At 67.5% G+C, this 22,712-nt stretch carries 24 protein-coding genes; 10 read left to right on the forward strand and 14 right to left on the reverse strand.

The genetic code is table 11. From position 1 onward, the window contains the following. Nucleotides 1-53 precede the first annotated feature (53 nt). The gene (locus BW991_RS14485) at nucleotides 54-509 is read right to left on the reverse strand and encodes a c-type cytochrome (RefSeq protein ID WP_076602823.1); all 456 of its coding nucleotides are present in this window, start codon (nucleotides 507-509) and stop codon (nucleotides 54-56) included. A 272-nt stretch (nucleotides 510-781) separates the two neighbouring features. Between BW991_RS14485 and BW991_RS14490 the strand changes: the two genes are divergently transcribed. The 5 genes from BW991_RS14490 to serB all read left to right on the forward strand — a co-directional run bounded on the left by BW991_RS14490 (nucleotide 782) and on the right by serB (nucleotide 4,796). Then, nucleotides 782-1,267, forward strand: coding sequence for a rubrerythrin family protein (locus tag BW991_RS14490; protein ID WP_076602824.1), 486 nt, complete (start codon nucleotides 782-784; stop codon nucleotides 1,265-1,267). A 47-nt stretch (nucleotides 1,268-1,314) separates the two neighbouring features. Further along, the gene (locus tag BW991_RS14495) at nucleotides 1,315-1,479 is read left to right on the forward strand and encodes a rubredoxin (RefSeq protein WP_088179617.1); all 165 of its coding nucleotides are present in this window, start codon (nucleotides 1,315-1,317) and stop codon (nucleotides 1,477-1,479) included. A 156-nt stretch (nucleotides 1,480-1,635) separates the two neighbouring features. Beyond that, nucleotides 1,636-2,808, forward strand: coding sequence for an NAD(P)/FAD-dependent oxidoreductase (locus BW991_RS14500; protein WP_076602826.1), 1,173 nt, complete (start codon nucleotides 1,636-1,638; stop codon nucleotides 2,806-2,808). Between the two features lie 81 nt (nucleotides 2,809-2,889). Next, on the forward strand, nucleotides 2,890-3,969 hold the full coding sequence (locus BW991_RS14505; RefSeq protein ID WP_076602827.1) for a 3-deoxy-7-phosphoheptulonate synthase: 1,080 nt from the start codon (nucleotides 2,890-2,892) through the stop codon (nucleotides 3,967-3,969). Continuing rightward, nucleotides 3,966-4,796, forward strand: coding sequence for a phosphoserine phosphatase SerB (gene serB, locus BW991_RS14510; RefSeq protein WP_076602828.1), 831 nt, complete (start codon nucleotides 3,966-3,968; stop codon nucleotides 4,794-4,796). The genes BW991_RS14505 and serB overlap by 4 nt, the downstream gene beginning before the upstream one ends. A gap of 13 nt (nucleotides 4,797-4,809) precedes the next feature. Here the strand turns inward: serB and BW991_RS14515 are convergent, their stop codons facing one another. Beyond that, entirely contained in the window at nucleotides 4,810-5,937 is a 1,128-nt protein-coding gene (locus BW991_RS14515; protein ID WP_076602829.1) for a M14 family metallopeptidase, read from the reverse strand. A gap of 10 nt (nucleotides 5,938-5,947) precedes the next feature. Further along, a complete protein-coding gene (gene yaaA / locus BW991_RS14520; RefSeq protein WP_076602947.1) occupies nucleotides 5,948-6,733 on the reverse strand; it encodes a peroxide stress protein YaaA in 786 nt (261 codons plus the stop codon). A 148-nt stretch (nucleotides 6,734-6,881) separates the two neighbouring features. On the opposite strand from yaaA, the gene bioA reads away from it, so the two are divergent. From bioA to bioD, 5 genes are all read left to right on the forward strand, one after another. After that, complete coding sequence (bioA, locus tag BW991_RS14525; protein ID WP_076602830.1) at nucleotides 6,882-8,201, forward strand: adenosylmethionine--8-amino-7-oxononanoate transaminase; 1,320 nt, start codon at nucleotides 6,882-6,884, stop codon at nucleotides 8,199-8,201. A gap of 6 nt (nucleotides 8,202-8,207) precedes the next feature. Then, a complete protein-coding gene (gene bioF / locus BW991_RS14530; protein ID WP_076602831.1) occupies nucleotides 8,208-9,368 on the forward strand; it encodes an 8-amino-7-oxononanoate synthase in 1,161 nt (386 codons plus the stop codon). Further along, nucleotides 9,365-10,114: an alpha/beta fold hydrolase gene (locus BW991_RS14535; protein ID WP_076602832.1), complete on the forward strand. Its 750-nt coding sequence runs from the start codon at nucleotides 9,365-9,367 to the stop codon at nucleotides 10,112-10,114. The genes bioF and BW991_RS14535 overlap by 4 nt, the downstream gene beginning before the upstream one ends. Further along, on the forward strand, nucleotides 10,107-10,919 hold the full coding sequence (gene bioC / locus BW991_RS14540) for a malonyl-ACP O-methyltransferase BioC (RefSeq protein WP_076602833.1): 813 nt from the start codon (nucleotides 10,107-10,109) through the stop codon (nucleotides 10,917-10,919). Before BW991_RS14535 ends, bioC begins: the two co-directional genes overlap by 8 nt. Before the next feature lie 179 nt (nucleotides 10,920-11,098). Continuing rightward, a complete protein-coding gene (gene bioD, locus BW991_RS14545) occupies nucleotides 11,099-11,776 on the forward strand; it encodes a dethiobiotin synthase (RefSeq protein WP_076602834.1) in 678 nt (225 codons plus the stop codon). 219 nt (nucleotides 11,777-11,995) lie between these two features. On the opposite strand, the gene BW991_RS14550 is transcribed toward bioD, so the two are convergent. From BW991_RS14550 to ispC, 11 genes are read right to left on the reverse strand one after another with little or no spacing between them, the layout of a single operon-like run. Beyond that, nucleotides 11,996-12,790: a TrmH family RNA methyltransferase gene (locus tag BW991_RS14550; RefSeq protein WP_170879111.1), complete on the reverse strand. Its 795-nt coding sequence runs from the start codon at nucleotides 12,788-12,790 to the stop codon at nucleotides 11,996-11,998. 28 nt (nucleotides 12,791-12,818) lie between these two features. After that, nucleotides 12,819-13,274, reverse strand: coding sequence for a CopD family protein (locus tag BW991_RS14555; protein WP_076602836.1), 456 nt, complete (start codon nucleotides 13,272-13,274; stop codon nucleotides 12,819-12,821). Then, the gene (gene rnhB / locus BW991_RS14560; protein ID WP_076602837.1) at nucleotides 13,271-13,885 is read right to left on the reverse strand and encodes a ribonuclease HII; all 615 of its coding nucleotides are present in this window, start codon (nucleotides 13,883-13,885) and stop codon (nucleotides 13,271-13,273) included. The genes BW991_RS14555 and rnhB overlap by 4 nt, the downstream gene beginning before the upstream one ends. Further along, nucleotides 13,858-15,033 (reverse strand): lipid-A-disaccharide synthase, encoded by a 1,176-nt coding sequence (gene lpxB, locus BW991_RS14565; RefSeq protein ID WP_076602838.1) that lies wholly within the window; start codon nucleotides 15,031-15,033, stop codon nucleotides 13,858-13,860. The genes rnhB and lpxB overlap by 28 nt, the downstream gene beginning before the upstream one ends. A gap of 4 nt (nucleotides 15,034-15,037) precedes the next feature. Further along, on the reverse strand, nucleotides 15,038-15,808 hold the full coding sequence (lpxA, locus tag BW991_RS14570) for an acyl-ACP--UDP-N-acetylglucosamine O-acyltransferase (protein ID WP_076602839.1): 771 nt from the start codon (nucleotides 15,806-15,808) through the stop codon (nucleotides 15,038-15,040). Further along, nucleotides 15,805-16,242, reverse strand: a complete 438-nt coding sequence (gene fabZ / locus BW991_RS14575) for a 3-hydroxyacyl-ACP dehydratase FabZ (RefSeq protein ID WP_076602840.1) — start codon at nucleotides 16,240-16,242, stop codon at nucleotides 15,805-15,807. Before fabZ ends, lpxA begins: the two co-directional genes overlap by 4 nt. A gap of 5 nt (nucleotides 16,243-16,247) precedes the next feature. Further along, complete coding sequence (gene lpxD, locus BW991_RS14580) at nucleotides 16,248-17,270, reverse strand: UDP-3-O-(3-hydroxymyristoyl)glucosamine N-acyltransferase (protein WP_076602841.1); 1,023 nt, start codon at nucleotides 17,268-17,270, stop codon at nucleotides 16,248-16,250. Nucleotides 17,271-17,287: 17 nt separating this feature from the next. Next, a complete protein-coding gene (locus BW991_RS14585; protein WP_076602842.1) occupies nucleotides 17,288-17,791 on the reverse strand; it encodes an OmpH/Skp family outer membrane protein in 504 nt (167 codons plus the stop codon). A 36-nt stretch (nucleotides 17,792-17,827) separates the two neighbouring features. Next, complete coding sequence (bamA, locus tag BW991_RS14590; protein ID WP_076602843.1) at nucleotides 17,828-20,140, reverse strand: outer membrane protein assembly factor BamA; 2,313 nt, start codon at nucleotides 20,138-20,140, stop codon at nucleotides 17,828-17,830. A gap of 7 nt (nucleotides 20,141-20,147) precedes the next feature. Then, nucleotides 20,148-21,512, reverse strand: coding sequence for an RIP metalloprotease RseP (gene rseP / locus BW991_RS14595; protein ID WP_076602844.1), 1,365 nt, complete (start codon nucleotides 21,510-21,512; stop codon nucleotides 20,148-20,150). Further along, nucleotides 21,509-22,711 carry a 1-deoxy-D-xylulose-5-phosphate reductoisomerase gene (gene ispC, locus BW991_RS14600; protein ID WP_076602845.1) on the reverse strand — a complete coding sequence of 401 codons (1,203 nt, stop codon included), beginning with the start codon at nucleotides 22,709-22,711 and terminating at the stop codon, nucleotides 21,509-21,511. Before ispC ends, rseP begins: the two co-directional genes overlap by 4 nt. Nucleotide 22,712 lies beyond the last annotated feature (1 nt).

Raw genomic sequence — 22,712 nt, forward strand, 5'->3', positions numbered from 1 at the left:
ACCGCGCGGCGCGGGGGCGAACAATCGCCCCCGCTCTCCTCAGGTCGACAGCGTCATTCAGACTTCGAAACCATGTAGTCCACGGCTGCCTTGACCTCGTCGTCCTTGAGCGCCGGGCTGCCTCCCCGCGGCGGCATCATCCCCTTCTTGCCGGTGAAGCCTTCCAGGGCGTGCTTGTACAGCACCTCCTTGCCCTGTCCGATGCGCGGTCCCCAGTCCGTCTTGTCGCCGGGCTTGGGCGCACCACCCACGCCCGCGGCGTGGCAAAGCGCGCATACCTTCTTGTAGGTGCTCATCCCCGGCGCAGTGTCCGCCGCGGCCGTCGTTGCGGGCGCAGATGGCGGCGCGGGCGGCGGAGTCTGCGCAGCAGAAGTGGCCGGACTCGAAGTCGCCGGACTCGAAACCGGCGGCGGCGCGGCCGGTGCAGCGGGCGTGGACTCCCCACTCTTGCCGCACGCCGACAGCAGGACAGCCAGCGCGATCGTGCTCATTGCGGTGGTCTTGATCATGTTCGATCTCCTCTTGATCAACTCGAACTCCCCGGTGCTGCAGCAACTCATGCATCTCAGGGACATGTGCTCCGTTGACGCGAATACCCCGCCATATATTTGCACCACTACAAATCCTTTCACTTCGCCAACATTGGTGACGATTCGAAACCCGCTGCGGCAGAGTAAATAGCCGCACGCTATTCATTGCATCGCTACGTTCAATTTTTACAATCATATGGCGGTGCGTAACATTCACTCAACGCAACATCAACGACGCAAGGAGAGAAACGATGGCCAGCCCCTTCCACAACCCCGAGTCGCTCACGATCAAGAACCTCGAATCCGCCTTCGCCGGCGAATCGATGGCGCACATCAAGTACCGCTACTTCGCCAAGCTGTGCCGCGAGATGGGTGACGAGGAAACCGCCAAGGCGTTCGAGGCGACCGCCGACCAGGAAGTGATGCACGCCTTCGGCCACCTCGACCTGCTCTTCCCGAAGGAGAGGATGACCCCGGCGCGCGCCCTGCAATTCGCGATCGAAGGCGAAACCTACGAATACACCGAGATGTACCCGAACTTCCGCCACGTCGCGGTTGCCGAAGGCAACGAGGCTGCAGTGAAGGAAATCGACGAACAGATCACCGAATCGAAGGAACACGCGGAACAGTTCAGGGCCGTGCTGGAAAAGGCCGCCAAGCGCTTCGCCGCGTTGGCCAAGGTGGAAGAGCGCCACGCCAACCACTACCAGCAAGTCCTGGACAAGATCTCGGCCTGACCCGAACCGCCCTCCCCCGACAACTCACGAAGAACGGAAAGAACATCATGAAGACCTACCAATGCATCGTTTGCGGCTTCATCTACGACGAAGCGGCCGGCCTCCCCGACGAGGGCATCCCCCCGGGCACGCGCTGGGAAGACATCCCCGCCGACTGGGCCTGTCCCGACTGCGGCGTCGCCAAGGCCGACTTCGAGATGGTCGCCGTCTGAGCCAGGCGCAGACCGCGCTGCGGTCAGCACCTGACGCCCCCTAAAGCCTGCCCCGCCCCGATCCACCCCCGACCCCAATGTCGCACGGGGCGGAGGCAGGCCCCTCCCACCATCCGCGCGCCTAAGAATCACAACATCCAGGATGAGATCGCCTTCATGACCCACCCCCTCGTCATCGCCGGCAGCGGCCTCGCCGGATACAACCTCGCGCGCGAATTCCGCAAGCTCGACCGCGACACCCCGCTGATGATCCTGAGCCGCGACGCCGCAGGCTTCTACTCCAAGCCGATGCTGTCGAACGCGCTGTCGGCCAACAGGACGGCGGAGAGCCTTGTCATGAAATCCGCCGACAAGATGGCCGGCGAAGTGCTCGCGACGATCCGTCCCCAGGTCGAGATCGCGTCGATCGAGGCGGCAAACCGCATCGCGGTGCTGACGAGCGGCGAGCGCATCGCCTATCGCGACCTAGTCCTCGCCATCGGTGCCGATCCCATCCGCCTGCCCATCGGCGGCGACGGCGCGGCCGACATCCTTTCCGTGAACGACCTCGACGACTTCGCCCGCTTCGCCGCGCGGCTCGATGGCGCGACGCGCGTCGTCGTGCTCGGCGCGGGGCTGATCGGCTGCGAATTCGCCAACGACATGCTCGCCCGCCGCATCGCCCCGACCGTCATCGACATCGCCGCCTGGCCGCTCGGCCGCCTGCTGCCCGAGGCCGCGGCCGCATGGTTCCGCCAGCAGCTCGAAGCGGCCGGCGTCACTTTCCGCATGAAGATCTCGGCCACCACCGTCGAACGCAACGGCGACGCCTACCGCGTCACGCTCGACGACGGCAGCGTCCTCGACGCCGATCTCGTGCTCTCCGCGGTCGGCCTGCGTCCGCGCACCGCGCTCGCCAGCGCCGCCGGCCTGACCGTGAATCGCGGCATCCGCGTCGACCGTCTGCTCGCCACCTCCGACGCCCACATCCACGCACTCGGCGACTGCGCCGAAGTCGAAGGCCTCGTGCTGCCCTTCGTGATGCCGATCATGCACCAGGCGCGCGCGCTGGCCGCGACACTGGCCGGCAAGCCGACGCCGGTCGCCTACCCTGCGATGCCCGTCGTCGTGAAGACGCCCGCGTGCCCGACCGTCGTCTGCCCCCCGGCGGCGAACGCCGAAGGCAGCTGGCAGATCCAGCCCCAGCCGGACGGCGAGGGGGGGCTCGAAGGAGGCGTCGAAGCGCAATTCCTCGCGCCCGACGGCACGCTGCTCGGCTTCGCCCTGCTCGGCGCCGCAACCGCCCGCAAACAGGCACTCACGACGCGAACCCCCGCCGCACTTGGCTGACACGGCGGGCGCGCTCCCGCGTCCCGGAGCCTCCGCGCTTCGGGTTACAATCTTCCCCTTTGCTGCACTGCGGAGCGCGCCATGCCTGTCGCCAATACCGAAAACCTCAACATCGTCGCCCTCGATCACATGCCCTCGCCCGAGGAGATCAAGGCGCGCGTCCCGCTGACCGAAAAAGCCGCCGAGGCGGTGCTGGCCGGTCGCCGGGCACTCAACAACATCCTCGACCGCAAGGACAACCGGATCTTCGTCGTCGTCGGCCCGTGCTCGATCCACGACCCCGTCGCCGGCGTCGACTACGCCCGCCGCCTGAAGGCGCTCGCGGACGAAGTGTCCGAGACCATGCTGCTCGTGATGCGCGTGTATTTCGAGAAACCGCGCACCTCCACCGGCTGGAAGGGCTACATCAACGATCCGTACATGGATGACTCCTTCCGCATCGACGAAGGCATGGAGAAGGCGCGCCGCTTCCTCATGGACGTGAACGAGATCGGCCTGCCCGCCGGCACCGAGGCGCTCGACCCGATCGCCCCGCAGTATTACGGCGACCTCATCTCGTGGACCGCGATCGGCGCCCGCACCTCCGAGTCGCAGACCCACCGCGAGATGTCGTCCGGCCTGTCGACCCCGGTCGGCTTCAAGAACGCCACCGACGGCGACCTCGAAGTCGCGATCAACGCCATCGTCTCCGCCTCGCACCCGCACAGCTTCCTCGGCATCAACGGCAAGGGCCAGTCGGCGATCCTGCGCACGCGCGGCAACCGCTACGGGCACGTCGTGCTGCGTGGTGGCGGCGGCCGTCCGAACTACGACACCGTGTCGATCTCACTCGCCGAACAGGCGCTCGCGAAGGCCAAGCTGCCGCAGAACATCGTCGTCGACTGCTCGCACGCCAACTCGTGGAAGAAGCCGGATCTGCAGCCGCTGGTCATGAAGGACGTGATCCACCAGATCCGCGAAGGCAACCGGTCGGTCGTCGGCCTCATGATCGAAAGCTTCATCGAGCCGGGCAACCAGTCCATCCCTGCCGACCTGTCGCAGCTCAAGTACGGCTGCTCGGTCACCGACGCCTGCGTCGGCTGGGACGACACCGCCGATATGATCCGCAAGGCGCACGCCGTCCTGAGCGAAGCACTGCAACGCCGGAGCCGCGCCGAATGAATCTAGTCGTACAGGGCGAGGACGTCGATTCGGTCGCCCTGAAAACCGTCGCAAAGCTCACCGGCGCCAGCGCCATCGAACAGATCACCCCGCAGGCCTTCCGCCTCGTCGGCGGGCATGAAAACGGCGAGATCGACGCGGTGTGCGCCACCGCCGCGCTCGACTGGGCCTGGGTCGCCCCCGGGCGCCGGCTCGCCGACTTCGGCCTCTTCGTCACCGACATGGACTCGACGCTGATCAACATAGAGTGCATCGACGAGATCGCCGACATGCAGGGCCTCAAGACCGAAGTGGCCGCGATCACCGAGGCCGCGATGCGCGGCGAGATCGATTTCACCGAATCGCTCACCCGCCGCGTGAGTCTGCTCGCCGGCCTGCCGGAATCGGCACTGACGGAAGTGTACGAACAGCGCCTGCAGCTCAATCCCGGCGCCGAACGGCTGATGCGCGGCCTGAAGTCCGCCGGCATCCACACCGTGTTGGTGTCGGGCGGCTTCACCTACTTCACCGACCGCCTCAAGGCGCGCCTCGGCTTTGACGAAGCCCACGCGAACCGGCTCGAAGTCGTCGACGGCAAACTGACAGGACGCGTCAGCGGCCCCGTCGTGGACGGCGCCGCCAAAGCGGCCCACCTGCGCGCTGCGCGCGAGCGCCTCGGCCTGCGCCCGGATCAGGTCATCGCCGCCGGCGACGGCGCGAACGACCTACCGATGCTCACCGAAGCCGGCTTCGGCGTCGCCTTCCGTGCCAAGCCGGTGCTGCGCAAGATCGCCGACTGCCGCCTCGACCACGTCGGCCTCGACGGCCTGCTCAATCTGTTCGCCTGAAGAACTTCGATCCTCACGCACTCTCAAGGTGCGCGAGGATCGCGTTCAGCATCGCCGCACCCAGCCGCTTGCTGCGCGCACTGCTCCAGCCCGCATGCCCGTCGGGCATGTTGGCGTTGTCCTTGAACGGCATCTCCAGCGTCAACGACACGCAGCCGAAGCGGTGCGCCACCCATTTGCTCGCCAGCGACAGCAGCTCCTCGCCGAAACGCCCCGGCTTGTAGCCGTGTTCGGTCTGGAAGTCCGGACTCGCCGCCGACAATGCCGCGACCAGGCGAGCCTGCCGCGCTGCCGCCTCGGCGGTGAAGCCCGGCACCTCCTCGGCGGTCGAAAAGAACACGTAGGGCAGCGCCTCGTCGCCGTGGATGTCGAGGAACAGCTCGCAGCCGGTCGCCTCCATCGCATTGCGCACATGGAAGACCTCGGGGCTCGCCTGCTCGTCGGGCGTGCGCCATTCGCGGTTCAGGTTGCGCCCCGCCGCGTTCGTGCGCAGGTTGCCGTGGATCGCCCCGTCCGGATTCATATTCGGCACGATGTAGAGCACGGCCCGTTCGCGGATGCGGCGCGCGACCGGGTCCGCCGCATCGAGCAGACGCTCGAGCAGGCCTTCGATGAACCACTCGGACATCGTCTCGCCCGGATGCTGGCGCGCGAGGATCCACACCGGCCGGTGTGCCGGCGCCTCCCGCCCGACGACGATGCGGTCGAGCTCGCGCCCTTCGACCGTCGATCCGACGCTGTCCACATGCGCGAAGGGCGAGGTCTCCGCCCATCCGACGAGATCCAGGTGGCGCTCGTAGGAATACGGCTCGAAGTACGCGTAATAGACGCTGTCGTGTTCCGGCGTGTGCTCGACGATCAGCCGGCCGTCCTCGAAGCGTGTCGCCACGACGCGGAACCAGTTGCGCCGGTCGTAGGACGCGACGCAGCGGTACTCCGGCCATCCGTCCGGATACGCCGCCTCCGCGGCATTCTCGAACACCATGCGCAGGCTGCGCCCCGCCGCCCCCTGCACGCGGAAGTGGAACCACTGGCGAAACTCCGCGGCATTGTCCGCGCGCAGGCGCAGGCGGATGTCCTCCGGCTTGTCGAGGCTCAGCACCTCGATCGCGCCGGAGTCGAAGCTGGAACTGATCTTCATGTCCGCCCCCTCACTCGACGCGCCGGCGGAACACCAGCGTGTCCTTGTCGGACGCATCGGGCGCGAACGCGTAACCGTCCAGATCGAACCCCTTCAGCCCCTCGACATCCTCGACGCGGTTGCGGATCGCGTAGCGGCACATCAGACCGCGCGCGCGCTTCGCGTAGAAGCTGATGATCTTGTAGCGCCCGTTCTTCCAGTCCTCGAACACCGGCGTCACGACCGGCGCCGCAAGCTTTGCCGGCATCACCGACTTGAAGTATTCCTCGGAAGCCAGATTGACCAGCACCGGCACGGCCCCCGCCTCGCGTTCCTGTGCGAGCAAGCCGTTAAGCGCCACGGTCAGCTTGTCGCCCCAGAAGGCATACAGGTTCTTCCCGCGCGGAGTCGCCAGCCGCGTCCCCATCTCCAGGCGATACGCCTGCATCAGGTCCAGCGGCCGCAGCAGGCCGTACAGGCCCGACAGGATGCGCAGATGCGCCTGCGCCCATTCGAGTTCCGCCGGCGACAGGGTCTGCGCGTCCAGACCTTCATACACGTCGCCGTTGAACGCCAGCACCGCCTGCTTCGCGTTCGCGAGCGAGAACGGCGGCGCCCAGGTCTCGTAGCGCGCCACGTTCAGCGTCGCCAGCTGGTCGGAGATATCCATCAGCGCGGAAACCTCGGCGGGCGACTTCTCGCGCATCACCGCGATCAATTCGGCCGCGTCCGCGAGGTAGTCGGGCTGCGTATGCACAGCGGTCACCGGCGGCGTTTCATAGTCGAGCGCCTTGGCCGGGGAGATCACGAAAATCATGGGGATCGGTTCTTCGGGTTGGGGATGGCACATGTTAGCAAATCGTGCCGCCGACGCCCTCACTCGCCTCTCCGCAGCCGCCCCTCCGGGTTTGACAGGAGACCCCGGTTGCGCGACATTTATTGGTTGCACCCCGCCGGAACCCCTGATGCACGCCCCCTCCCTGCTCGACCGATCCCTCAAGTCCGTCTGGCACCCCTGCACGCAGATGAAGCAGCACGAACATCTGCCGCTGGTGCCCATCGTGCGCGGCGAGGGGCCGTGGCTGATCGATGCGGACGGCCGGCGCCTGCTCGACGGCATCAGCTCCTGGTGGGTGAACCTCTTCGGTCACTGCAACCCGCGCATCAACGCCGCCCTGCGTGACCAGCTCGAGCGCCTCGAACACGTGATGCTCGCCGGCTTCACGCACGAACCGGTGGTCCAGCTCTCCGAGCGCCTCGCCGCCCTCACCGGCCACCGTCTCGGTCACGCCTTCTACGCCTCCGACGGCGCCTCGGCGACCGAGATCGCGCTGAAGATGAGCGCCCACTACTGGCGCAACGTCGGCCGGCCGGAAAAGTCGCGCTTCGTCAGCCTCGCCGGCAGCTACCACGGCGAGACCGTCGGCGCGCTCGCCGTCACCGACGTCGCGATCTTCCGCGACGCCTACGCCCCGCTCGTACGCCCCGGCAGCATCGTGCCGACCCCGGACGCCCGCCTCGCCGAACCCGGCGAATCGGCGGCCGACGTCGCGCGTCGCGCCGCGGTGGCGCTCGAAGCGCACCTCGCCGAACATCACGCCGAAACCGCTGCGCTGATCGTCGAACCGCTCGTGCAAGGTGCCTCCGGCATGGTCATGTACGACCCCGAATACCTGCGCCTCGCCCGCGCGCTGTGCGACCGCTACGAAGTGCACCTCGTCGCCGACGAGATCGCGGTCGGCTGCGGGCGCACCGGAACCTTCTTCGCCTGCGAGCAGGCCGCCATCTGGCCCGACTTCATCTGCCTGTCGAAGGGCATCTCCGGCGGCTACCTGCCGCTGTCGCTGGTGCTCACTACCGACACGATCTACGCCGCCTTCTACGACGAAGCGACGGCCCGTGGCTTCCTGCACTCTCACTCCTACACCGGCAACCCGCTCGCCTGCCGCGCGGCGCTCGCGACGCTCGACATCTTCGAGCAGGACGACGTCCTCGCCGCCAACCGCGGCCTCGCACAACGGCTCGGCGACGCGGTCCGCGCCCGCTTCGGCGACCATCCGGCAGTCAGCCACCTGCGCCAGCGCGGCATGATCCTCGCGTTCGACGTCGAGTGCGAGCGCCCCGACTTCTCGCGCCGCTTCTTCTCCGCGGCGCTCGAACACGGCGTTCTGCTGCGCCCCATCGGCAACACCGTGTACTTCATGCCGCCCTACGTGCTCGACGACGACCACGTCGCCCACCTCGTCGCCGGGGCCGCCGCCGCGCTCGCCGAAGCGCTGGCCTGACCGCTCATGCTGCTCGATTCACTCAAGGCCGACCTGGCCGAACTCGACGCCCAATCCCTGCGCCGCGTGCGCCGCAGCCTCGACACGCCCTGCGGCCCGCACGCACGCGTCGACGGCCGCGACATGCTCGCCTTCTGCAGCAACGACTACCTCGGCCTCGCCGCCGAGCCCGAACTCGCCGCCGCGCTCAAGGCCGGCGCCGACCGCTGGGGCAGCGGCTCGGGCGCCTCGCATCTGGTCAGCGGCCATTACACCGTGCATGACGAGCTCGAGCGCCGGCTCGCCGCCTTCGTCGGCTGCGAACGCGCGCTCTACCTGTCGACCGGCTTCATGGCCAATTCCGGCGTGATCCCCGCCCTCGTCGGCCGCGGCGACGCGATCTTCGCCGACCGCCTCAACCACGCCTCTCTCGTCGACGGCGCGCTGCTCTCGCGTGCCGACCTGCACCGCTACCCGCACGCCGATCTCAGCGCGCTCGAACGTGCGCTGGCCGCGAGCACGGCCAAACGCAAGCTGATCGTCACCGACTCGGTGTTCAGCATGGACGGCGACGTCGCCCCGCTCGCCGAACTGCTCGCGCTCGCCGACCGCTTCGACGCGTGGCTGATGGTCGACGACGCCCACGGCTTCGGCGTGCTCGGCCCCGACGGCCGCGGCGCCCTGCGCGAAGCCGGGCTCGCGTCGTGGCGCCTCGTCTACGTCGGCACGCTGGGCAAGGCCGCCGGCGTCTCCGGCGCCTTCATCGCCGGTCACGCCGACGTCGTCGAATGGCTGATGCAGAAGGCCCGCACCTACATCTTCACGACCGGCGCCCCGCCCGCCCTCGCGACCGCCCTGCTGAAAAGCCTCGAGCTCATCGAACACGGCGCCGAGCGCCGACGCCACCTCGCCGCACTGATCGAGCAGCTTCACGCGGAACTCAAACTCCGGCGCTGGCAGCTGATGCCCTCGCGCACCCCGATCCAGCCGGTCGTGATCGGCGACAACGCCGAGACGGTCGCCGCCGCACGCGCGCTGTGGGACGCCGGCCTGTGGGTGCCGGCGATCCGCCCGCCCACGGTCCCGCAAGGCAGCGCCCGGCTGCGCATTTCCCTGACGGCCGCACACACCCACCAGGACGTCGAGCGCCTCGTCACCGCACTGATGCAGCTGGAGCGCGCCGCTTGAGCGCGCTGCCGCTGGTCCTGCTGCACGGCTGGGGCGTCGATCCGCGCGTCTGGTCCGGCCTGCGCGACGCCCTGCCGGCCGGCCTTGCCACCCTCGCCCCGGCCCTGCCCGGCCACGGCGACGCCCTCCCGCCCCCTTCCGCCGATCTCGCCGCGTGGAGCGACGCGCTGCTTCCCGCCCTGCCCGAACGTGCCGTGCTGTGCGGCTGGTCGCTCGGCAGCCTGATCGCGCTCGACCTTGCCCGCCGCCATCCCGGACGGGTCGCCCGCCTGATCCTCATCGGCGCCACACCCTGCTTCGTCGCCCGCAGCGGCGACGCCCCGTGGCCCCACGGTCTCGACGCCGCGACGGTCGCCGCCTTCAACGCAAGCTTCGCAACGGATCCTGCCGGCACGCAGAAGAAGTTCATTGCCCTGCAGGCGCTCGGCGACGCATGCCGGCGGGCCGTCGCGGCAGACCTCGCCGCCGCCCTCGCCGATGCCGGGCCTGCCCGCGCGCCGGGCCTCTCCTGCGGGCTGGAACTTCTCGCGGACACCGACCTCCGCGCCCGCGTGCCGGAGATTCACCAGCCCACGCAGCTGATCCACGGCGCGGGCGACGCGCTGATGCCGCTCGCCGCAGCGCAGTGGCTCGCGCACCAACTTCCGAACGCACGGCTCACGCGCTTCGACGACTGCGGCCACGCGCCCTTCCTGTCGCGCCCGCAGGAATGCGCCGCGCTCATCGCGGGAAGCCTCGATGACTGAGCGGCATCGCCACAAGCAGCGGGTGCGCAAGGCCTTCGACAGCGCCGCGGACAGCTACGACCGTGCCGCCGCCGTCCAGCGCGAAGTCTGTCATCGCCTGGCGGCCCTCGCGGCGGCAACGCCCCCGTCCGGATCCGTCTCCCGCATCCTCGACGCCGGCTGCGGGACCGGCTTCGGCCTCGACCTGATCGCGCGCGCCCATCCGGCAGCGCAAATCGTCGCGCTCGATTTCGCTCCGGCCATGCTCACACGCCTGCGCCAGAACAGCCCCGCCGCAGCGGTCGCACCGCTGTGCGCCGACCTCGAAGCCTTGCCGCTGGCATCCGGCGCCATCGATGCAGTCTGGTCCAGCCTCGCGCTGCAGTGGTGCGACCCGGAGCTCGCGCTCGCCGAGATGGCCCGTGCCCTGCGCCCCGGCGGCGTCGCGTGGATCGCGACCCTCGGCCCCGCGACCCTGTGGGAACTGCGCGAAGCCTTCGCACGCGTCGACGAAGCGAGCCACGTGATCCGCTTCCACCCGCCATCCGACTGGATCGCGGCCGCCGCGAAGGCGGGCCTCACGCCCATCGCCCGCGATCTGGATCCCGCCTACGCGCTGGCTCCCGACCTGCGCGGCCTGCTGCGCGACATCAAGGCCATCGGCGCGCACAGCGTCGGCGAACAGCGGCGCCGCAAGCCCCTCGGACGCGCGGCCTGGCGCACCCTGGAAGCCGCCTACGAAGCGCACCGCCGCCCCGACGGACTGCTGCCCGCCACCTACGACCTCATCCTGCTCGCCCTCGAGAAACCGGAAGCAGTGTCATGAGTGGCAGGTTCGTTGAAGAACGCGCGAAAAGGGGGCAAGCTTTCCAGAATGCGCGCGCAATCGCCGTCAGGCAAGGCGCGAACCACAGCCGGGTTGAACACCCGGCACGGATTCACAACGCCGCATGGCGGTGATTGCGCGCGAATTCGACAACGAACCTGCAACTCATGACACCATCCATGACCGAGCGCCGCGCCTGGTTCCTCACCGGAACCGATACCGAAATCGGCAAGACCTTCGTGACCTGCGCCCTGCTCCACGCCGCGCGCGCGGCCGGCCACAGCGCGGTCGGGATGAAGCCCATCGCCGCCGGCGCCGACCTCGTCGATGGCGAGCGCGTCAATGAAGACGCCGCGCGGATCCGCGCCGCCGGCAGCTTCGATCCAGGCCTGCGGGTACTGAACCCGTACTGCCTCGCGAGCCCGATCGCCCCCCACATCGCCGCCGCCGAGGAAGGCGTCCGCATCGAACCCGCACGCATCCTGCGCGCCTTCGAGGAACTCGCCGTACGCGCCGACGTTATCATCGTCGAAGGCGTCGGCGGCTTCCGCGTCCCGCTCGACGAGCGCTACGACACCGCAGACCTCGCCGTGGACTTCGCGCTGCCGGTGATCCTCGTCGTCGGCATGCGCCTGGGCTGCATCAACCACGCACTGCTCACGGTCGACGCGCTCGCGGCGCGCGGCCTGCGCCTCGCCGGCTGGATCGCGAACCGCGTCGATCCCGCGATGCTGCGTTTCGATGAAAACCTCGCGGCCCTGCAGGCCAGGATTCCCGCCCCCCTGCTGGGAGTCGTCCCGCACGTCCCGGACGGAGATCCGGCGAAGGCCGCTGGCGCGCTGCGATTGCCGGACTGAGCCTGCCGCGCGTCGCCTCCCTCAGGGCGATCGCATGAATGCGCCGGTTGTCAGATCGCTTTGGGAATTGTTCGTGGAAACACGGGTTCGTAGGGCGGGAGCAGCGAAGCGTATCCCGCCAATCCAGCAGCCGGAATCTGCCGACCGCCGCGTGGCGGGATGCGCTGCGCTCCTCGCACCCTACACCGGTTCGTGGGCTTGCCCTGCCGCCGCCCCCGGCTACGTCCGTCCACCAGCACCCTGCTGGCGCACCTGCTCGAACAGGCAGATTGCCGCGGCTGCACCGACGTTCAGCGACTCGACCGCTCCGGGCATCGGGATCACCACCAGCCCGCTCGCCAGCGCCGCGACCTCGGCCGACAGACCCTGCCCTTCCGCCCCGAACAGCCACGCGACCGGCCCGCGCAGATCGCACTCATACAGCGGCCGCGCCCCCGCGCCGAGGCCCGTTGCGAGGATCTGCCCCGGATAGCCGCGCAGCACCTCGGCAACCTGCACGTGCTCATGAATCCGCAGGCAGAAATGTCCGCCCATCCCGGCCCGCAGCACGCGCGGCGACCACGCCTGCGCGCACCCGGGCGTGAGCAGGACTTCCTTCAGTCCCGCTGCCGCTGCCGTGCGCAGGATGGTGCCGAGATTGCCCGCATCCTGCACGCCATCCAGCACGAGCAGGGAATCGCGCAGCCCCTTCGGCATCGGCGACGGCGGGATGTCGATCACCGCCAGGATGCCCGACGGGGTATCGACCGGGCTCACGTGCGCGAACAGCGGATCGGTCAGCTGCAACACCGGCAGCGCGCCGCAGCGCTCGACGATCCCGCGAATCTCCGGCCGCTCCAGCCCCTGCGCGCTCACCACGACCTCGCGCAACAGCCACCCCGCGTCCAGCGCCGCCTGCACGAGGTGCGCCCCATCCAGCAAGGTCAGCCCGCTGCTGCGCCGCTCGCGCGACGACGTCGCGAGCGCATGCAGACGCTTCACATTGGGATTGTCGCGGGAAGTGATCGCCTTCAAGATCGGGAAGTCCGGAGCGCTCGGGCCGTCAGACGCCCAGCCCCAGCGTCGCGATCGCGACCGTCACGGCGCCTAGCACGATGTTGAAGCCGACGCGCTGCCGGATCTGGTTCAGCGCCACCGCGCCCACCGCCCATTCCTCGCGTGCCACGGCCGCCCGCAGGCGCCGCCACGGCCCGAACCAGATCGACAGGAACACGGCGATCATCACCAGACCGGTCAACATCATCACATGCCAGGCGCGCGGCGCATGGCCGAAGCCGACCTCGACCAACCTCCCGATGCCGGTCATCGGAAGCAGCACGACCGCCACCCACACCATCGGAAAGAAGCGCTCGAACACCCCCACCCACAAGGGCAGGCGCTGCGATGGCGGTAATGCCGTCGCCGCCGGACGCAGGCACAGGTACGCGAAGACCATGCCGCCCACCCACACGATCACGCTGGCCAGATGAAGGAAGAGCACCAGATGCCGGAGTGTCACAGCAGCGTCCCCGCAGGCCAGAGTTCGGGATTGTCGATCAAGACACGCACCGGGCCGAAACTGCGCCGATAGCAGTCGATCACCCCGTGCTGCCGCAAGGCGGCGAGGTGAGCGGCAGTCGGATAGCCCTTGTGCGCGGCGAAGCCATACTGCGGGAAAGCCGCATCCAGCGCCAGCATCTGCGCGTCGCGCACGGTCTTGGCGAGGATGGATGCCGCGGAAATCGCCGGCACCGTCGCATCGCCCTTCACGACCGCCTCGCTCGGGACATCCAGTTTCGGGCAGCGGTTGCCGTCCACGCGCACGAGATCGGGAACGCGACCGAGCGCGGCGACCGCCCGCTGCATCGCCAGCATCGTCGCATGCAGGATGTTGAGCCGGTCGATTTCCTCGACCGTCGCCTCCGCGACGGCCCAGGCCAGCGCCCGCTCGCGGATTACCGGCGCCAGCCGATCGCGCGCGCGTTCGCTGAGCTTCTTCGAGTCGTTGAGCCCTTCGATCGGCCGCGCCGGGTCGAGGATCACCGCCGCAGCCACCACCGACCCGGCGAGCGGTCCGCGCCCCGCCTCGTCGACACCGCAGATCAGGCCGGTTGCCGGGATGGATTCCATTCGGGCGTCCTGTTGAGATAGGGAAGAATCGCCGCCGCCGCCTTCTCCGCGGTGTTCTGACGGAGTTGTCGGTGCAGCGCGTCGAAACGCTGCGCGAGCTGCGCACAGCCCTCGGGATCGCCGAGCCAGCGCTCGAGCGCATCGGCGAGCGCCGGCGGCGTCGCCTCGTCCTGCAGCAGCTCGGGCACCACGGTCTCGTTGCACAGGATGTTCGGCAAACCCACCCACGGCAGATACGCCATGCGCTTCATCAGCCGGTACTGCCACTTGCCGATGCGGTAGCTGATCACCATCGGCCGCTTCAGCAGCGCCGCTTCCAGGCTCGCCGTGCCGCTCGCGACGAGCACCACGTCGGCCGCCGTCATCGCCTCCACGGCATGTCCGAACAGCATGCGGATCGGCAGCTCCTCCGCCTGAGCGGCGCACAGCGCCTCGGCGAACAGCTGGCGCGTCTCGCGCGTCGCCAATGGCACGACGAAGGACACCTCGGGGTGGCGTTCGAGCAGGAGCTTCGCCGTCTCGATATAGGTCGGCGCCAGGTTGCGCACCTCCGACTGCCGGCTTCCCGGCAGCAAGGCAATCACCCGCCCAGCGGCCGGCAGGCCGAGCAGCTCACGCGCGTGCTCCCGGTCGGGCTGCAGCGGAAACGTGTCCGCCAGCGGATGACCGACATAGGTAACCGGGATCCCCGCCTGCTCGTACAGCGCCGGCTCGAACGGGAAGAGGCACAGCATGTGCGACACCGCTCGCGCGATGCCCTTGATCCGCCCGCCACGCCAGGCCCAGATCGACGGACTGACAAAATGGATTGCCGGCATGCCCGCGCCGCGGATCTTGCGCTCCAGCCACAGGTTGAAGTCGGGCGCATCGACACCGATGAAGGCGTCGGGCCGCTCGGCCTTCACCTGCTTCAGCAGCGTCCTGCGTATCCCGGACAGCTCGCGATAGCGCTTCAGCGCATCGACATAGCCATGCACCGCGAGCCGTTCGCACGGCCAGCGCACATCGAAGCCCTCGGCCTGCATCTTCGGCCCGCCGATGCCGAAGAATTCCGCATCGGGGATCTTGTGCCGGATCGCCCGGATCAGGTGACTCGCGAGCAGGTCTCCCGAGGCCTCGCCCGCCACCATCGCAATGCGGATTGCCATGGCATCAGCGGACGATACCGCGCTCCGAGGCAGCGATGAACTCGGCGAAGGGCGCGACCTCCGGATGCTCTGCGGCGATCTCGCCGACGCGCGCGCGCGCCTCGTCGAGGCTCAGGCCCGCGCGGTACAGCGCACGGTACGCACGCTTGATCGCGGCGATGCCGTCCGCCGCATAGCCGCGTCGACGCAGTCCTTCGCTATTGATGCCATGCGGCTTGGCCGGGTTGCCGGCGACGGTCACGTAGGGCGGCAGGTCCTGCAGCAGCACGGTGCCGACACCGCAGAAGCTGTGCGCACCGACGCGCACGAACTGATGCACGCCCGTGAAGCCGCCGAGGATCGCCCAGTCGCCGACGTGCACGTGCCCCGCGAGCGTCGCATTGTTCGCGAAGATCGTGTGGTCGCCGACGTGGCAGTCGTGCGCCACGTGCACGTAGGCCATGATCCAGTTGTCGCTGCCGATGCGCGTGACGCCCGCATCCTGGCTGGTGCCGACGTTGAACGAACAGAACTCGCGGATCGTGTTGCGATCGCCGATCTCGAGCAGCGTCGGCTCCTCGTCGTACTTCTTGTCCTGCGGCGCGGCGCCGATCGAACAGAACTGGAAGATCTCGTTGTCGCAGCCGATCTTCGTGCGGCCCTCGACCACGACGTGCGGACCGATGCGCGTGTTGTCGCCGATCTCGACGTGCTCGCCGATGATCGAGTACGGGCCGATCGAAACGTTCTCCCCGAGCTTCGCACCGGGGTGGACAATGGCGCTCGCGTGAATCATGACAGGGTCTTGAGGGCACACATCAGTTCGGCTTCCGCCGCGATCTCGCCGGCCACGCGTGCAACACCCTTGTACTTGTAGATGTTGCGCTTGCTCTGGGTAATCTCGACGTCGAACTGGAGCTGGTCGCCCGGCACGACGGGGCGCTTGAAGCGCACGTTGTCGATGCCCGCAAAATACACCACCGAATTCTCGTCCGGCTTGATGCCCATGGTCTTGAACGACAGCAGCGCCGCTGCCTGCGCCATCGCCTCGACGATCAGCACGCCCGGCATCACCGGATGGTGCGGGAAGTGCCCCGGGAAGAAGGGCTCGTTCATCGTGACGTTCTTCAGCGCCAGGATGCGCTTGCCTTCCTCGAGCTCCAGTACCCGGTCCACGAGCAGGAACGGGTAGCGATGCGGCAGGTATTGGAGAATTTCGTTGATGTCCATGGAGCTCACTCAGGCTTGTGTTCGTCGAGGCGTTGTTCGAGGGCGCGTATTCTATCCACGAGCGCGTCGAGATGGCGCAGATGCGCGAAGTTTTTGACCCAGTCGGCGTGACCCTGCACCGGGAGATTGGCGGTGTACACGCCAGGCTTCATGATCGACTTCGTGACCAGCGTGCCCGCAGACACGACCACGTCGTCGGCGATGCTCAGGTGGCCGATGATCCCCGCCTGACCGCCGATCATGCAGCGCGCGCCGATCGTCGTGCTGCCCGCGACGCCGACGCAACCGGCGATCGCGGTGTAGTCGCCGACGCGCACGTTATGGCCGATCTGGATCTGGTTGTCGAGCTTCACACCCTTGCCGATCACGGTGTCGTCGAGCGCGCCGCGGTCTATCGTCGTGTTCGCGCCGATCTCCACGTCGTCACCGACGACGACGCGTCCGACCTGCGGAATCTTGATCCAGCTGCCGTCGCGCTCGCGCGCGAAACCGAAGCCGTCGGAGCCGATCACCGCCCCCGAATGCACGATGCAGTCCGCACCGAGTACGCAATCGGCATAGACAGAGACATTGGCGTGCAGCCGCGTGCGCGCTCCGACGCTCGCGCCCCGCGCGACGCGGCAGCCCGGGCCGATCACGACGCCTTCGCCCAGCGTCACGCCGGCCTCGATCGACGCACCCGCTCCGACCGATACCGAAGACGGGACCGGACTTGCGACGCTTGCCGTCGGATGCACGCCCGGCGCAAACGCCTCGGGCGGATTGAACAGCTGCGCGACGCGCGCGAAATAGGCATACGGATCGTGCGTGACGATCAGCGGACGGTCGCTGAGTGCCCGCGCCGCGGGGGCGACGATGACGGCAGATGCCCTGCAGTCGCGCAAGCGCGACTGGTATTTCGGATTCGCGAGGAAGGCGAGATCGCCCTCGCCCGCCTGATCCAGCGTCGCCACACGCCGCACGACCGTGGCCGGATCCCCTACCAGTTCGCCGCCCAGGCGGGCGACCAGTTCTTCCAGCCTGAACATGTGGCCCGATACCCGCCTTACTTGGTGTCGGCGAGCGCCTTGATCACCTTGTCGGTGACGTCGATCCGCGGGCTGGCGTAAACCGCCTCCTGCAGGATCACATCGAACTTCTCCGCTTCGGCGATCTGCTTCACGGCGCGGTTGGCGCGATCGAGGACCGACGCGAGCTCCTCGTTGCGGCGCTGGTTGAGATCCTCGCGGAACTCGCGCTGCTTGCGCTGGAAGTCGCGGTTCAGGTCGTTGAACGTGCGCTCCTTGGTGCGACGATCGGCTTCCGCCATCGTGACGCCGTTGCGCTCGAGGTCCTCCTGCGTCGTCTGCAGTTCCTTGCCGAGACGCTGGAGCTCCTGGTCGCGCTTCTCGAACTCCTTCTCGAGGCGCTGTTGTGCACGCACGGCCGGCGCCGCCTCGCGCATCACGCGATCCGAATTCACGAATCCGATCTTCGATTCGGCGAATGCCGCCGGAGCCGCAATGCTCAGAACCGCTGCGGCGAGAACGGACAATGTCGTTGCTTTCACTTATCTCTCCAACGGATATCAGGGTGGCCCTGTGGATCAGAAGACCGAGCCAAGCTGGAACTGGAACTTCTGCAGGTCGTCGTCCTTTTCCTTCTTGAGCGGGATGCCGAGACTGAACTTGAGCGGACCGATCGGCGAGCTCCACGAGAAGGCCAGACCGGTACTGTAGCGCAGGTCTGCCAGATTCGCCTTGTCGCCGGACGCCCACACTGTACCTGCGTCGATGAAGGCCGACATGCGGAACGAACGGTCCGTGCCGGCACCCGGCAGCGGGAAATAGAACTCGGCGTTGCCGATCACGCGCCGGTTGCCGCCGATGGAGTCTTCGCTGACCGGATCCTTCGGACCGATCGAGCTCTGCTCGAAGCCGCGAATGGAGCCGATACCGCCGGCATAGAAATTCTTGTAGAACGGCAGCGTCTCGCCGCCGTAGCCCTTGGCCCAGCCCAGATCCGTGTTGAGCATCAACGCGTAGTCGCGTCCGAACGGGAACCAGTGCTGATACTGGTAGTTGAGCTTGGTGTACTTCAGCTCGCCGGGCGGCACGGCCATTTCGCCGAACACGCGCTGGAAGTTGCCCTTGCGCGGATAGATCACGCTGTCGCGCGTGTCGCGGGCCCAGCCGGCCGAGGCCACCAGGCTGTTGACAGAGACGTTGCCGATGCCGTTATCGTTGCTGCAACCCTGCTCCTTGCAGAAGTTGATGTACTGGACGGGGCTGTCGGCAAAAGTCGTGATCTTGGTGCGATCGACCGCAAGACCGAAGTTGATCGAATCGTCCTCGCCGATCGGATAGCCGACGCGCACGCCGGCTCCGGTCGACACGGTCTTGTAGGGCGCCACGGACAACGTGTTCGACGGGTCGTAGGTGCGATGGTAGAGGTCCCAACCCAGGCTCACGCCATCGATCGTGTAGTACGGATCGGTGAAGGACAGCGCGTAGGTACGGCTCGACTTGCTGGTGTTGAGCGCGAGGGTCAGCGCGTTGCCCGAGCCGAACAGGTTCTGCTGCGATACCGACGCCGACAGCACCACCTTCTCCGAACTCGAGAAGCCGGCACCCAGCGAGAGGTTGCCGGTCGCCCTTTCCTTGACGTTGAAGTTCACATCGACCTGGTCAGTCGTGCCCGTCACGGCAGGCGTCTCGACGTTCACTTCCTCGAAGTGCCCCAGGCGATCGACGCGCGTGCGCGACCGGTTGATCTGCGCGGCGTCGTACCATGCGCCTTCCATCTGGCGCATCTCGCGGCGGATGACCTCATCACGGGTCTTGGTGTTGCCGCCGACGTTGATGCGTCGGACATACACGCGACGACCGGGGTCGACGAAGATCGTGAACGCGACTTCGCGCTTCTCCTTGTCGACTTCCGGCGACGCATTCACGTTCGCGAAGGCGTAACCTTCATTGCCCAGCCGGTCGGCCACGGCCTTGGTCGTCTCGGTCAGCTTCTCGCGCGAGAAGATCTCGCCCGGCTTGATCACGACGAGCTTCTTGTACTCTTCCTCGGGCAACACCAGGTCGCCGGCAAAGCGCACGGCCGACACCGAGTAGCGCTCGCCCTCGGTGATGCTCAGCGTGATGTAGATGTCCTTCTTGTCGGGCGTGATCGACACCTGCGTGGAGTCGATGTTGAAATCGAGATAACCGCGGTTCAGGTAATGCGAGCGCAGCGTTTCGAGGTCTGCCGACAGCTTCTGGCGCGAATACTGGTCGTTCTTCGTATACCAGGTCAGCCAGCCGGGCGTCGTGAGCTGGAAGAGATCCAGCAGTTCCGACTCCTTGAACGCCTTGTTGCCGACGATGCTGATCTGGCGGATCTTCGCGACATCGCCCTCATCGACCTTGAAGTTGATGCCGACCCGATTGCGCTCGAGCGGCGTCACGGTCGTCTCGATCACCGCGGCGTACTTGCCGCGGCTCAGGTACTGCCGCTTGAGTTCCTGTTCGGCGCGTTCCAGCAGCGCACGGTCGAAGATCCGCGACTCCGCCAGACCGACGTCCTTCAGGCCCTTCTTCAGCGCATCCTTGTCGAACTCCTTGACGCCGACGAAATCGATCTGCGCGATCGCGGGACGCTCCTCGACGAGCACCACGAGGACGTTGTCCTCGGCTTCGATACGCACGTCCTTGAAGAATCCAGTGGCGAACAGGCCGCGAATGGCCTCTGCCGCCTGCGCCTCGGTGAAGGTCTCGCCGACGCGCACCGGCAGGTAATTGAAGACGGTGCCGGCCTCGGTACGCTGGATGCCTTCGACGCGGATGTCCTTGACGACGAACGGTTCAAATGCAAACACCGGGGCAGCGGCAAAAAGGGCCGCTACGAGCCCGGACAGGAGCTTCAGTTTCATCGGGGAGTCAGCCGGAAATGAGACGGGTTATGTCGTTGTAGAAGGCAAACGCCATCAGCATCGCAAGCGCGACCAGACCGATCTGCTGACCGATCTCCATGATGCGCTCGGGGATGGGACCGCCCTTGATAATCTCTATCACATAATACAGTAAATGCCCCCCATCCAGCACCGGGATGGGCAGCAGGTTGAGCACACCCAGGCTGATGCTGATGAGTGCGATGAACTTCAGGTAATGGTCGAGGCCGAGCTTTGCCGACTGCCCGGCGTAATCGGCGATCGTGACCGGACCGGACAGGTTCTTCCACGATATCTCGCCGGTCATCATGCGGCCGATCATCTTGAGACTCAGCACGCTGGTCTCCCAGGTCTGCGCCAGCGCCTTGCCGAGTCCTTCGATCGGCCCGTAACGGACGACGGCAAACAGGGCGTCCCTGCTCACGCCGCTGTCGGCCACCGCGACACCGATCTTGCCGACCTGCGTGCCGCGTTCGTCGACGGCATCCGGTACCAGCTTCAGCTCGATGCGCTGCTCGCCGCGCTGCACCACGGCAGCGATCGGCTGCCCCGGCCGCTGGCGCACGCGTTCGACCAGATCGCTCCACGATACGAGCTTAGCCCCGTCGAGCTCGACGAAGCGGTCGCCCGGCAGCAAGCCGCTGCGCGCCCCCGCCCCGCCGTCGATGACCTTCCCGACGACAGGCGCGATCAGCGGGCGCCAGGCACGCAACCCCATGTTCGCGATCAGATCCTGCTCGCCGTCCTCGATCTTCACCCCGGCAAGGTCGAGCGAGCGATAGGTTTCAACGCCTTCCGCGGTGCGGACGTGCAGAGACACCGAGCGCGCATCGAGCGCGTGGCGCAACAGCACCCAACGCAGTTCGGGCCAGCTCCGCACCGCCTCGTTGTCGACCGCCAGCACCAGATCGCCGTCGCGAATCCCTGCAACCGCTGCCGGCGTTGCCGGACCGGTCACCGCAAGCTGCGGCTTCAGTTCCTCGGTACCGGTCGCGAAGAGGCCCCAGTAAAGAACTACCGCCAGCAGGAAATTCGCGATCGGGCCGGCCGCGACGATGGCGAAACGCTTCCCGACCTTCTGCCGGTTGAAGGCACGATGCAGCTCCTCGGGAGCCACTTCACCCTCGCGCTCGTCGAGCATCTTGACGTAACCGCCGAGCGGGAAGACAGCGAGCGCCCACACCGTGCGATCTGCCCCGGCGGTCCAGCTCAGCAGCGGACGTCCGAACCCGATGGAGAAACGCAGCACCTTGACCCCGCACCAGCGGGCGACGAGGTAATGCCCCAGCTCGTGGACAAGGATCAGGAGCCCGAGGGCCAGAATGAAGGGGATCAGGTATTCGAAAAGATTCATCGGCTCGTGCTGCGGGCGAGGATCTCGGTGCACGCCATGTCACGCGCCCGCGCATCCGCTTCAATGATTGCTTCGAGCGAGTCGACCGACAATCCATGCGCGCGTTCCAGCGTCGCCGAAATCACGTCCGCAATCCCGCGGAATCCGAGACGCCCGTCGAGAAAGGCCGCCACCGCCTCCTCGTTCGCCGCATTGAGCACCGCCGCCGCGGCGCCTCCTTCGCGCAGCGCCTGATAGGCCAGCCCCAGGCAAGGGAAGCGCTCGAAGTCGGGGCGCTCGAATGTCAGGCGCGCAATCTCGAACAGGTCGAGCGAACGCACACCCGCGTCGATGCGGTCAGGATAAGCCATGGCGTGCGCGATGGGCGTGCGCATGTCCGGATTGCCGAGCTGCGCGAGGACCGAGCCGTCGGCGTATTCGACCATCGAGTGGATCACGCTCTGCGGATGAACGACGACGTCGATGCGTTCTGCCGGCAGGCCGAACAGCCAGTGGGCCTCGATGACTTCGAGCCCCTTGTTCATCATCGTCGCCGAATCGACAGAGATCTTCCGCCCCATGACCCAGTTCGGGTGCGCACAGGCCTCATCGGGCGTGACGTTGGCGAGGCTTTCGGCCGAGCGCTCGCGGAACGGGCCGCCCGATGCGGTGAGCAGGATGCGCCGGATCCCGCGCTCGTCCGCGTTGCGCCGGAAATCGTGCGGCAGGGCCTGGAACACGGCGTTGTGCTCGCTGTCGATCGGCAGGAGCTGCGCCCCGCTCTCCGCGACCGCCTCCATGAACAGCGCACCGGAAAGAACCAGCGCCTCCTTGTTGGCGAGCAGCACACGCTTGCCGGCGCGCGCCGCGGCCAGCGCCGGCGCGAGCCCGGCGGCGCCGACGATCGCGGCCATGACCGCATCCGCCTGCTCGTGGCGCGCAACCTCGATCAGCGCATCGGCGCCGTCGAGCACGCAGGTGTTCACCCCCGCGCCCTGCAGCCGTTCGCGCAGGCGCACCGCGGCCGCCGGATTCACCATCACCGCGAAGCGCGGCAGGAAGCGGATGCACAACTCCGCCATCCGGTCGACGCTGTCTTGCGCAGTGAGCGCGAAGGCTTCGAAGCGGTCGGGGTGGCGGGCGATGACGTCGAGCGTGCTCATGCCGATCGAGCCCGTGGCCCCGAGCACCGTCACACGTTGAATTGTCGTATCAGACATC

It is taken from the genome of Aromatoleum tolulyticum (assembly GCF_900156155.1).
Classification (GTDB): Bacteria; Pseudomonadota; Gammaproteobacteria; order Burkholderiales; family Rhodocyclaceae; genus Aromatoleum; species Aromatoleum tolulyticum.